11 protein-coding genes are annotated in these 11519 nt (G+C 72.2%); 2 read left to right on the top strand and 9 right to left on the bottom strand.

All coding sequences use genetic code 11. The annotated features are described in order from the left end of the window. Positions 1 to 49 precede the first annotated feature (49 nt). The 6 genes from ABJI51_RS18480 to truB all read right to left on the bottom strand — a co-directional run bounded on the left by ABJI51_RS18480 (position 50) and on the right by truB (position 5902). The gene (locus ABJI51_RS18480) at positions 50 to 2305 is read right to left on the bottom strand and encodes a polyribonucleotide nucleotidyltransferase (RefSeq protein WP_348952268.1); all 2256 of its coding nucleotides are present in this window, start codon (positions 2303 to 2305) and stop codon (positions 50 to 52) included. Positions 2306 to 2527: 222 nt separating this feature from the next. Next, positions 2528 to 2797, bottom strand: coding sequence for a 30S ribosomal protein S15 (rpsO, locus tag ABJI51_RS18475; RefSeq protein WP_003084034.1), 270 nt, complete (start codon positions 2795 to 2797; stop codon positions 2528 to 2530). Positions 2798 to 2929: 132 nt separating this feature from the next. Next, on the bottom strand, positions 2930 to 3433 hold the full coding sequence (thpR, locus tag ABJI51_RS18470) for an RNA 2',3'-cyclic phosphodiesterase (RefSeq protein WP_348952267.1): 504 nt from the start codon (positions 3431 to 3433) through the stop codon (positions 2930 to 2932). After that, the gene (locus ABJI51_RS18465; RefSeq protein ID WP_348952434.1) at positions 3433 to 3906 is read right to left on the bottom strand and encodes a helix-turn-helix transcriptional regulator; all 474 of its coding nucleotides are present in this window, start codon (positions 3904 to 3906) and stop codon (positions 3433 to 3435) included. Before ABJI51_RS18465 ends, thpR begins: the two co-directional genes overlap by 1 nt. An 85-nt stretch (positions 3907 to 3991) precedes the next feature. Next, positions 3992 to 4966, bottom strand: coding sequence for a bifunctional riboflavin kinase/FAD synthetase (locus ABJI51_RS18460; RefSeq protein WP_348952266.1), 975 nt, complete (start codon positions 4964 to 4966; stop codon positions 3992 to 3994). A 30-nt stretch (positions 4967 to 4996) separates the two neighbouring features. Beyond that, positions 4997 to 5902, bottom strand: coding sequence for a tRNA pseudouridine(55) synthase TruB (truB, locus tag ABJI51_RS18455; protein ID WP_348952265.1), 906 nt, complete (start codon positions 5900 to 5902; stop codon positions 4997 to 4999). Between the two features lie 64 nt (positions 5903 to 5966). Between truB and ABJI51_RS18450 the strand changes: the two genes are divergently transcribed. Further along, on the top strand, positions 5967 to 6479 hold the full coding sequence (locus ABJI51_RS18450; protein WP_348952264.1) for a GNAT family N-acetyltransferase: 513 nt from the start codon (positions 5967 to 5969) through the stop codon (positions 6477 to 6479). Here the strand turns inward: ABJI51_RS18450 and ABJI51_RS18445 are convergent. From ABJI51_RS18445 to ABJI51_RS18435, 3 genes are all read right to left on the bottom strand, one after another. Beyond that, the gene (locus ABJI51_RS18445) at positions 6424 to 7749 is read right to left on the bottom strand and encodes an MFS transporter (protein WP_348952263.1); all 1326 of its coding nucleotides are present in this window, start codon (positions 7747 to 7749) and stop codon (positions 6424 to 6426) included. The two genes, ABJI51_RS18450 and ABJI51_RS18445, sit on opposite strands and share 56 nt — an antisense overlap. 230 nt (positions 7750 to 7979) lie before the next feature. Then, a complete protein-coding gene (locus tag ABJI51_RS18440) occupies positions 7980 to 9299 on the bottom strand; it encodes an MATE family efflux transporter (RefSeq protein WP_431605636.1) in 1320 nt (439 codons plus the stop codon). Positions 9300 to 9471: 172 nt separating this feature from the next. Further along, positions 9472 to 10461: a DHH family phosphoesterase gene (locus ABJI51_RS18435; protein ID WP_348952261.1), complete on the bottom strand. Its 990-nt coding sequence runs from the start codon at positions 10459 to 10461 to the stop codon at positions 9472 to 9474. A gap of 25 nt (positions 10462 to 10486) precedes the next feature. Here ABJI51_RS18435 and ABJI51_RS18430 point away from each other — a divergent pair, with 25 nt between their 5' ends. Next, positions 10487 to 11518, top strand: coding sequence for a TRM11 family SAM-dependent methyltransferase (locus ABJI51_RS18430; protein ID WP_348952260.1), 1032 nt, complete (start codon positions 10487 to 10489; stop codon positions 11516 to 11518). Position 11519 lies beyond the last annotated feature (1 nt).

The following is an 11519-nucleotide window of genomic DNA, read 5'->3' as shown; positions in this document are numbered from 1 at the left end:
ACCCCGGGACATCCCGAGGTGGCCTTCACGAACCAGAAAACGAGCTGTCCTACTTGGCGTCGGCCTTGTCGGCGTCGGCCTTCTTCTCGTCGGCTTCGGCCGGCTTGGCCGCGTCCTCGTCCTTGACGACGATCAGGCTGATCTTGCCGCGGTTGTCGATGTCGGCGATCTCGACGCGGAGCTTGTCGCCCACGTTGACCACGTCCTCGACCTTGGCGATCCGCTTGCCGTTGCCCAGCTTCGAGATGTGCACCAGGCCGTCCTTGCCCGGCAGCAGCGAGACGAACGCGCCGAACGCGGCCGTCTTCACCACGGTGCCGAGGAAGCGCTCGCCGACCTTGGGCAGCTGCGGGTTGGCGATGGCGTTGATCTTGTCGATCGCCGCCTCCGCCGACGGGCCGTCGGCCGCGCCCACGTAGATCGTGCCGTCGTCCTCGATGGAGATGTCGGCGCCGGTCTCCTCGGTGATCGAGTTGATCATCTTGCCCTTCGGGCCGATGACCTCGCCGATCTTGTCGACCGGGATCTTCACGGAGGTGACGCGCGGGGCGAACGGGCTCATCTCGTCCGGCCCGTCGATCGCCTCGGCGATGACCTCGAGGATGGTGATCCGGGCGTCCTTCGCCTGCTTCAGCGCGGCCGCGAGAACCTCCGACGGGATGCCGTCGAGCTTCGTGTCCAGCTGCAGCGCGGTGATGATGTCCTTGGTGCCCGCGACCTTGAAGTCCATGTCACCGAGGGCGTCCTCGGCACCGAGGATGTCGGTGAGCGCCACGTACCGGGTCTCGCCGTCGACCTCGTCGGAGACCAGGCCCATCGCGATGCCCGCGACCGGCGCCTTCAGCGGCACGCCGGCGTTGTACAGGCTCATCGTGGACGCGCAGACCGAGCCCATCGAGGTCGAGCCGTTGGAGCCCAGCGCCTCGGAGACCTGGCGGATCGCGTACGGGAACTCGTCGCGCTTCGGCAGCACCGGCACCAGGGCGCGCTCGGCGAGCATGCCGTGGCCGATCTCGCGCCGCTTCGGCGAACCGACGCGGCCGGTCTCCCCGGTGGAGAAGGGCGGGAAGTTGTAGTGGTGCAGGTAGCGCTTCGTCGTCTCCGGCGAGAGCGAGTCGATCTGCTGCTCCATGCGCAGCATGTTCAGCGTGGTGACGCCCAGGATCTGGGTTTCGCCGCGCTCGAACAGCGCCGAGCCGTGCGCCCGCGGGATCACCGCGACCTCGGCCGCGAGCGACCGGATGTCGGTGAGGCCACGGCCGTCCATGCGGATCTTCTCCGTCAGGACGCGCTGGCGCATGATCTTCTTCGTCAGGGCCTTGAACGCCCCGCCGATCTCCTTGTCACGGCCTTCGAAGGCTTCGCCCTCGCCCAGGCCGATCTTCTCGATGACGGCGGCCTTGACCTCGTCGGTCGCGGCGTCGCGGTCCTGCTTGCCCGGGATCTGCAGCGCGCGGGTCAGGTCCTCCGTCGCGATCGCCGCGACGGCCTCGTAGACGTCCTGCTCGTACGCCGGGTACAGCGGGAACTCGCCGGTCGGCTTGGCGGCGTCGGCGGCCAGCCGCTGCTGGGCCTCGCACAGGACCTTGATGAACGGCTTCGCGGCCTCGAGGCCCTCGGCGACGGCGGCCTCGTCCGGCGCCTTGCCGCCGGCGGCGATCAGGTCGAGCGTGTGCTCGGTGCCCTCGGCCTCGACCATCATGATCGCGACGTCGTCACCGACAATGCGGCCGGCGACGACCATGTTGAAGGTGGCCTTCTCCAGCTGCGTCCAGGTCGGGAACGCGACCCACTGGTCCTCGATCAGCGCGACGCGCACGCCGCCGACCGGGCCGGAGAACGGCAGGCCGGCGATCTGGGTCGAGGCCGACGCGGCGTTGATCGCCAGCACGTCGTACGGGTCGTCCGGGTTGAGGCTCTGGACGGTGATGACGACCTGGATCTCGTTGCGGAGACCGTCGGTGAACGACGGGCGCAGCGGGCGGTCGATCAGGCGGGCGGTGAGGATCGCGTCGGTCGACGGGCGGCCCTCGCGGCGGAAGAACGCGCCGGGGATGCGGCCCGCGGCGTACATGCGCTCCTCGACGTCCACGGTGAGCGGGAAGAAGTCGAAGTGCTCCTTCGGGTGCTTCGACGCGGTCGTCGCCGAGAGCAGCATCGTCTCTTCGTCGAGGTAGGCGACGACGGAGCCGGCGGCCTGCTTGGCGAGGCGGCCGGTCTCGAAGCGGACGGTGCGGGTGCCGAACTTGCCGTTGTCGATGACGGCTTCGGTTTCGAACACGGTGACTCCGGTGGAGTCGGTCATAGAGAGTTCTCCTCTTTGGTTCCTTCGTACGACGCGAGTCTCCCACCCTGGGACCCGTTTCGCCTGAGGACGCTCGAGGAATGAGGCCGGTCTTCGATCGAAGCCCCCGGGACTCTTCCCGGGAGCCACTACCGAGGACCGGCGGACGGACCCTCTCGCGCGCTCGCGCCGTGTTGTGTGGCGAGGGGGAGCGACCGCGTGGTCACTCCCCCTCGGGTAAAGCTATCGGCGCAGGCCGAGGCGCTGGATCAGCGCACGGTAACGCTCGATGTCCACCTTCATCACGTAGTTCAGCAGCCGGCGGCGGCGGCCGACCAGCAGCAGGAGCCCGCGACGCGAGTGGTGGTCGTGCTTGTGAGCCTTGAGGTGCTCGGTGAGGCCGACGATGCGCTTGGTGAGCAGCGCCACCTGGGCCTCGGGGGATCCGGTGTCCGAGTCGTGCACGCCGTACTCGGCCAGGATCGACTTCTTCTCTTCGGTGGACAGCGCCACTTGTGTTGCTCCTCGATGTGTTTCGGTGCCGTGCGGCCCCGGACGCGCAGACGCGCCGGGAAGACGGTCACGGCCGCCACGGACTGCAGCCGGACCCGATCGTCGAGGTTACCAGCCCGCTGAACAGCGTGTTCAGGCGCGGTCCAGCTCGAAGGTGCGGGCCACCCGGTAGCGGGGGCCGCCCGGCTCGCGCTCGCTGGTCATCAGCACCACCTCGGTGGCCTGCCAATGCCGGCTCGTGAAGCCGGCGAGCTTACCGGTCCAACGCGTGGCGAGCGCCGGTTGTTCCCGGGGGAACCGCGCCAGCGTCAGGTGCGGCACGTACGGCCTCGCCTCGGCGTCGGCGCCCGCGGCCCGCGCGAGCGGCGCCAGCTCCGATCCGGCGACAGTCAACCACAGCACCCCGGGGAACGTCGCGGCCTTTTCCAGCCGGACATCGGGGGCGGGACGGCCGGCCAGCCGCCGGGCCAGCCACTCCCCGCGGGTCTCCACGTCGTCCGGCCCGTAGTAGGCGAGCGTGACGTGCCAGCGCTGCGGCGGCTCCCAGCGCAGGCGCCCGTCCGGCTCGTCCAGGGCGGCGGCGACCGCGCCGACGACGTCGTCGGGCGGGACCAGCGCGCTGAACAGGACCGGCATCAGGCGCCGTTGCCCGCCCGGCGCAGCAGGTCGGCGATGGCCGGGAACTCGTCGTCGAGGCGCTTGGCGGCCTCGCCGAGGTCTTCGTCCTCGGCGACGTCACGCAGGTAGGCGAGGACTTTCTGGTCTTCGGAGACGACCGGGATGTTGTCGCGGCCGACGGTGGGACGGGAGTCGCGGACGTCCTCGAGCGCCGCCAGCATCGCGTCGCGGTTGCCGGCGGCGACCTCGGGCACGAGGATCTTGCGTTCCAGCATGATCATCCTGGCGAGCACGACCGGGTTGCCGATCTTCGCCCGCCGCCCGCTCATCACCTGGCTGAGCATGGGCGCGCTGATCCCGAGGACCTCGGCCAGGAAGGCCTGCGACACGTCGAACGCCACGACCAGGCGGCGTACGCGGTCGCCGAGCGGCTCCCCGTACCACTCGCGCTGCAACGCGATGTTGCGCTGGACGATCTTGTGGTCCTCCACCAGTTCCCGCTCCCCTTTGCCCCGCTCGCGCACACCGTCCGTGAGCATCTTGCCATCGCTGCCCCGTGCGTGACCGCGGATTCCCCTATTCGTCCCCGGTCGGGGCCTCCGCGAGCGCCTTGCGCGTGGCGACGACGTCCTCGTCGATCTGCGCGACCAGCCCGGCCGAGTCGGCGAACCGCACCTGGTCGCGCAGCCGCGTCACGAAGTCGATCGCCACGTGCTGGCCGTAGAAGTCCTCGTCGACGTCGAGGACGAACGCCTCGACCGTCCGCTCGCGCCCGGAGAACGTGGGGTTGGTGCCCACCGAGACCGCGGCACGCAGCCGCCGTCCCGGCTCGGCCGAGCGGGTGAACCACGCGCTGTACACGCCGTCGGCCGGGACGGCGGCGAACCGCGGGGTGGACAGGTTCGCCGTCGGGTAGCCGAGTTCGTGGCCGCGGCCGTCGCCGCGGACGACGATGCCCTCCAGGCGGTGCGGGCGGCCCAGCGCCTCGGCCGCAGCGACGACGTCGCCGGCGTCGATGCAGGACCGGACGTAGGTGCTGGAGAAGGTGATCGCCGACTGGTCCTCTTCGGACAGTTCCTTGCCCTGCAGTTCCGCGCCGTAGGCGGCGAACCCGAAGCGGCGGCCGAGGGTGCGCAGCATCGCGACGTCGCCGGCGGCCTTGGCGCCGAAGGTGAAGTTGTCGCCGACGATCACCGCGGCCGCGTGCAGCCGGTCGACGAGCACCTCGTGCACGAACTCCTCCGGCTGCAGCCGGGACAGCTCCAGGGTGAACGGCAGCACGCAGAAGACGTCGACGCCGAGGCTTTCGACGATCTCGGCCTTGCGCCGCAACGTGGTCAGCTGCGCGGGGTGGCTGCCGGGGCGCAGCACCTCCGACGGGTGCGGGTCGAACGTCACCAGCACGCTCGGCAGCCCGCGCTCGGCCGCCGCGGCGACGGTCCGGTTGATCAGCTCCTGGTGCCCGCGGTGCACACCGTCGAACACGCCGATGGTGACCACGCACCGGCCCCAGCCGCCGGGAAGGTCCCCCAGCCCACGCCACCGCAGCACGTTCGCCCTCCTGTCTCTCCAGCGCCCACCCTAGGCGGGCAGCAACACGACCACTGCGCGGGACACGCCCTGTTCGTCGGCGGCCAGTGCGAGCACCCGGCCGTCGGGTCCGAAGAGCCCGTAGGTGCCCTCGATCCCGGCCGCCGGGATGCGCTGGCCGTGCCGGACCGCCCTGGCCGTCGCGGCGTCGAGGTCGCGGCGCGGGAAGGCGGCGGCGACGGCGGCGTCGAGGTCAAGGCTCAGCTCGGGCTGCTCTTCGAGCTGGTCGAGGGTGCGCGCCCGGGCCAGCGTGAACGGGCCGACGGTGGTGCGCCGCAGGGCCTTGAGGTGGCCGCCGACGCCGAGGTCCGCGCCGAGGTCGCGGGCCAGCGCGCGGACGTAGGTGCCGGAGGAACACTCGACGACGGCGTCGACCTCGACGTGGTCGTCCTCGTGCCGGACGGCCAGGACGTCGAAGCGGTAGACGGTGACCGGCCGGGCCGGGATGACGACGTCCTCGCCGGCGCGGACGCGGGCGTAGGCGCGCTTGCCGTCGATCTTGACGGCACTGACGGCGCTGGGCACCTGCTGGATGTCGCCGGTGAGCTTCTCGACGCCGGCGGCGATGTCGTCGTCGGTGATGTGCCCGGTCCCGGCCTGCGTGAGGACTTCGCCCTCGGCGTCGTCGGTGGTGGTGCTGCTGCCGAGGCTCAGGGTGGCCAGGTAGGTCTTGCGGTCCAGGGCCAGGTGGCCGAGCAGCTTGGTGGCCCGCTCGATGCCGAGCACCAGCACACCGGTCGCCATCGGGTCGAGCGTGCCGGCGTGCCCGACCTTGCGGGTACCCATGATCCGGCGGGCACGGGCGACAACGTCGTGGGACGTCATGCCGGCGGGCTTGTCGACGATGAGCAGGCCGGGAGGCGGGGCGGGACGGCGGGGCGGTTTCGGGCTCGACACGCGGCAAACCCTAGCGGCCGTCGCTTGGGCTTCGATCGGCCGCTCGGCGCGCCATGATCGGGGTGTGACGGAGATCGAAGTGCGGGCGGCCCGGCCGGGCGAGCTGGCCGCCGTCGCCGGGCTGCGGTGGCGCTGGGTGGCCGAGCGGGACGGCCTGCCCGGCGACGGCCGGGAGGCGTTCGTGCGCGGCTTCGCCACCTGGGCGCGGGAGAACGCGGCCACGCACCCCTGCCTCGTCGGGGTGCGCGACGGGCGGCTGCTCGGGATGGCGTTCCTGGCGGTCACCCCGCGTGTTCCGGCACCGTCGTCGTTCACGCGGGCGTCGGGGGACGTGCAGAGCGTCTACGTCGTGCCGGAAGCCCGCGGCAGCGGCCTCGGCGGGCTGCTGATCGAAGCCGTGCTGCGGCTCGCCGGGGAACTCGGGCTGGAACGGGTCACCGTGCACTCGTCGCGGGAGGCCGTGCCCGCCTACCAGCGGCGCGGGTTCGCCGTCGCGCCGGTGCTGCTGCAGGCCGAACCGCTCAGGCCGCGACCACCGGCGTCTCCGGCAGCGCGGCGTCCCAGCGGCGGCGGGTGATCCGGACCGGCAGCTCCTCGCCACGGGCCGCAGCCAGGAACAGGTGGGCTCGGGTGCGGCGCCACCACACCAGCAGGCGGACCGTGCCCAGCGCCAGCACCGCCACGATCGCCAGCAGCGACAGCCGGAAGTTGCCGCCGGTCCACTGCAGCAGCACGCCGACGGCGAGCGCCGCGACCGTCGTCGCCACGAAGCCGCCGACGTTGACGACGCCCGTCGCCGTGCCGACGCGGCTGAGGGGGTTGTAGTCGCGGGCGAGCGCGAAGCCGATCATCGAGGCCGGGCCGCCGAGGGCGAGGAACGCGAACGCGGGCACGAGCACCGGCACCGGGACGTGGCCCGGCCAGGCCAGCAGCACCGCCCAGACCAGCGCGGCCCCGCCGATGTACCCGCCGACCAGCGGCATCCGCAGCGACGGGCGCCGTCCGATCAGGCCGCCCAGCAGCGGGCCGCCTGCCATCGAGCCGAAGACGAACACCGTCAGCATCGCGCTCGCGGTGGCCTTCGACTGGCCCTGGCCCTGCACCAGCCACGGGACGCCCCACAGCAGCGTCAGGGCGTTGGGGGCGAACATCGTGCTGAAGTGGACCCAGAAGCCCAGCCGCGTCCCCGGCGTCCGCCACGCCTCGGCGACCTGGTGGGCGAGTTCGCGCGGCCGGACGGCTTCGCGGACCGGAGGCTGCTCCCCTGCCGGGACGTCCCGGACGCGCAGCGCCACGACCAGCGTGTACAGGACGGTGACGGCACCGACGGCGAGGAACGTCGGGGTCCAGCCGGCGCCGTCGAGGACCAGCGCCAGCGGGACGGTGGCGGCGAGGTTGCCGATGTAGCCGACGGCCGCGGTGAACGACGTCAGCAGCGCGTACTGCCGGCCCGGGAAGTGGGCCGCGACCAGCCGCAGCACGCTGACGAACGTGAGCGCATCGCCCAGCCCGAGCACCCCGCGGGCGAGCAGGCCCAGGCCGTAGGAGTGGGCGACGCCGAGCAGGAGCTGGCCGGTGCCGAGCACCAGCACCGCCGCCGTGAGGACGCGGCGCGGGCCGTAGCGGTCGACCAGGACGCCGGTCGGGATCTGCATCGCGGCGTAGACGCCGACCTGCAGGACGGTGAAGGTCCCGAGCGCCGCCGCGCCGACGCCGAAGCGCTCGGCCGCCTGCAGCCCGGCGACGCCGAAGGAGGTGCGGTGGAAGACGGCGAGGAGGTAGACGGTGACGGCGGCGAGCCAGATCAGCCAGGACCGGGCCGTGGCGCGGCCGGTGGCGGGCGGCACAAGTTCCTCCAGGATTTCGGCGTGCGGGTGGTGCGGACGCCTGCGCTGCCGTCCCTGCTACTTGTATCGCCTAAGCAACGTCGAAACATAGCCGTGACCCGGGTGGCTTTCACCACAGGTCACGGGCATCACACGTGATCAGGGAGGCATCACGCGTGATTGGAGGGGCATCACGTCCGATGCCCGCCGGATCACACGTGATGCCCGCCGGATCACGCGTGATGCCTCTTTCAGGCCGGGCGGATGGCGCCGGTCACCGCCCACTGGCCCGAACGCCAGCGGGCCAGGACGAACGCCAGGCGGAGGAGCATGAACAGGGACAGGCCGGTCCAGATGCCCGTCAGGCCCCAGCCGAACCCGAGGGACGCCCAGATCAGCGGCAGGAAGCCCAGGGCCGCGCTGCCGAGCGTCGCGTTGCGGAGGAAGGCCGCGTCGCCCGCGCCGAGGAGCACGCCGTCCAGGGCGAACACCACTCCGGCGATCGGCTGCAGTGCCACGAAGAACCACCACGCGTGCGGGATTTCGGCGAGCACGCCCGCGTCCGAAGTGAACGCCCGCGGCAGCACCCACGACAGTGCCGCGAACAGCACGCACAGGAAACACCCGAGCAGCAGCCCGTACCCGGTGATCTGCGCGGCGACGCCACGCGCCTGCCGGGCGGAGTTCGCGCCGAGGGCGGCGCCGACCAGGGACTGCGCCGCGATCGCCACCGAGTCCAGCACCAGCGCGAGGAACGTCCACAGCTGGAGCACCACCTGGTGGGCGCCGACCGCCTCGGTCGACGTCCGGGCCGCGACCGCCGCCGCCGAGACGAAGCACGCCTGGAACGCCAGGCTGCGCAGCACCAGGTCCCGGCCGAGGCCGAGCTGGGCGCGCATGACCGTGAAGTCCGGCCGCAGCCCCACCTTCTCCTTGACCAGCGCCGCGAAGAACAGCGACGCCGAGATCACCTGCGCGGCGACGTTCGCGATCGCCGAGCCCTCCAGGCCGAGCCCGGCGGCGTAGACGAGCACCGGGCACAGCACGGCCGAGATCCCGTTGCCCGCCAGCACGTACCGCAGTGGCCGGGCGGCGTCCTGCACCCCGCGCATCCAGCCGTTGCCCGCCATGGTGACCAGGATCAGCGGCGCCCCGAACAGCGCGATCCGCAGCCACGACGTCGCCGCGGCCGCGATCTCGTCACTGCCCGACAGCGCCCGCGCGACCGGCCAGGCCAGCAGCTGCCCGGCGGCCAGCACGACGAGCCCGACCAGCAGCGCCAGCCAGGTCGCCTGCACGCCCTCGCGGACGGCGTCGGCCCGGCGGCCGGCGCCGTGCAGCCGGGCGGTGCGCGACGTCGTGCCGTACGACAGGAACGTCAGCTGGCTCGACACCTGGGCCAGCACGACCCCGCCGAGCGCGAGCCCGGCCAGCGACAGCGCGTCGAGGTGGCCGACCACGGCGGTGTCGACCAGCACGTACAACGGCTCGGCGGCCAGCACTCCCAGCGCGGGCACGGCCAGGCCCAGCACGCGCTTCGCCGGAACCCGCTCGGTCTCCTCGACATCCACCACGAACCGGACTCTAACCGGCCCCACCGACAGTTTCCGCGGGCGGGAACGCGGGAACTTTCCGGCCCCGCCATCCGACGCGCCGCCCGCTCCGACGACAGGAAAGACTCTTTCCCCTCGCCGGACGTCATGAACGACTCTTTCATGACATCCGGCGAGCGAGCGGGATCGGCTACAGCAGCGGCGCTCGCTCCAGTGCGTCCCGCAGGCCCGCCAGGACCTCCTCGGCGCTGCCCGCGACGGTGCAGCCCGCCGCCTGCCGGTGCCCGCCGCCGCCGAACTCCGCCGCCACCGCCGAGACGTCGATTCCCTTGGAGCGCAACGAAACCTGCCACTGGCCCGGCGTCACCGGGTCCTGCTTGAGCACCGCCGCGACGGCCGCCTCCCGTACCGAGCGGACGACGTCGATCACCGACTCGACCTCTTCGGCGCGCACCGTGCGCGCCGCCGCCAGCCGCACCACCGCGTGCACGAAACCCCTGCCCTGCGCGGCTTCCGGCTCCAGCCGGGCTTCGCTCAGCACCGACGACAGCATCGGCAGCCACGCGAACGGCCGTTCGTCGACGATCCGGCGCACCACGGCCTCCGGGTCGACACCCGCCGCCAGCAGCCGCGCGGCCATCCGGTGCGTCTCCGGGCGGGCCCGGCGGAACCCGCTCGTGTCGGTCACGATCCCCGCGTAGATCCCGCGCGCGATCGGTTCGTCGAGTTCCACGCCCAGCTCGTCGAGGATCCGGAACACCAGGATCGCGCTGGCCTCCGCCGTCTCGTCGACGACGTTGCAGGTGCCGTAGCCGGTGTTGGTCGCATGGTGGTCGATCACCAGCACCGCGCCGGCGAGCTCGACGCGCCCGGCGAGCCTGCCGAGCCGCTTCGGGACCGGCGTGTCGACGCAGACCAGCAGCGCCTCGGTGTCCGGCAGGTCGTCCGGGTGGGTGAGCAGGCCGTCCTCGTCGAGCCACCGCAGCGTCTCCGGGGCCTCGTCGGGCTCGCCGAAGGAGACACGCACGTCCGCGCCGCGCTGCCGCAGCGCCCGGCCGAGGGCCAGCGCGCTGCCGAGGGCGTCCGCGTCCGGCCGCACGTGGCCGAGGATGGTCACGTCCGTGGCCGTGGCGAGCAGCGCGGCCGCGTCGCGGATGTCCTGCGCCAAAGTAGGGGTCACGGACCGTCACGCTACGCTCTGCGGGATGCCTGAGTACGCGATGCTGGTCTACCCGTCGGCCAACCGGGTCTACGCCGCCTCCGCCCCCGCGCTGCTGCGCGCCGAGCTGGCGGTGTTCGGCACGGCACTGGCCGCCGAGCTGTCCGCGATCGAGGAGGTCGAGCTCGGCGGCGTCGGCTACGTGCGCTTCACCAGCTCGGCGCCGCTCGGTGAGCGCGACCTCGCCCTGCTGTCGAACGTTTCGTCGCTGTACGCGCTGTTCGAGCTGGGCGACGGCGTCCTGCGCCCGGTGCGCGTCACACCGCTGGCGAAGGCCGATTCGGACCTGCTGACCATCCAGAAGTACGCGGGCAAGACGAACGAGCTGTTCACGAAGCTGCTGGTGAACGTGACGCTGCTGGCGACCGCGGACCCGTTCTCGGAGAAGCCGAAGTACCTGCTCGACCCGCTGTGCGGCCGCGGCACGACGCTGAACCAGGCGATGATGTACGGCCTGCACGCGACCGGCCTGGACGTCGACGCGAAGGACTTCGAGGCGTACGAGGCGTTCATCAAGACGTGGCTGCGCAACAAGCGCGTCAAGCACACGGCCGAGTCCGGCCAGCTGCGGCGCAACAAGGTCCGGCTGGGGCGGCGGCTCGACATCGAGTACGCGCTGACCAAGGAGGAGTACAAGGCGGGCGACACGCGCAAGCTGACGTACTTCAACGCCGACACCCTGACCACCGACGAGGTGCTGCGGGCGAACTCCTGCGACGTGATCGTCACCGACGCGCCCTACGGCGTCCAGCACGGCAGCCACCGGGAGGCCGGGCTGCAGCGCAGCCCGCGGGATCTGCTGGCGGCGGCGGTGCCGGTGTGGACGCGGGTGCTGCGCCCGGGCGGCGCGCTCGGGATCTCGTGGAACACGACGGTGCTGCCGCGGGAGGAGCTGACCGAGGTGCTGCGCCGGGCCGGGCTCGACGTCCGCGAAGGCGGGCCGTGGGAGGGCTTCGCGCACCGGGTGGACCAGGCGATCCTGCGCGACCTGGTGGTCGCGGTCAAACCGGCGTCCTGAG

Origin of the sequence: Amycolatopsis melonis (assembly GCF_040064235.1) — a bacterium.
Classification (GTDB): domain Bacteria; phylum Actinomycetota; class Actinomycetes; order Mycobacteriales; family Pseudonocardiaceae; genus Amycolatopsis; species Amycolatopsis melonis.
The sequence above is the reverse complement of the archived record's forward strand: the minus strand, read 5'-3'. Positions and strand labels throughout refer to the sequence as shown.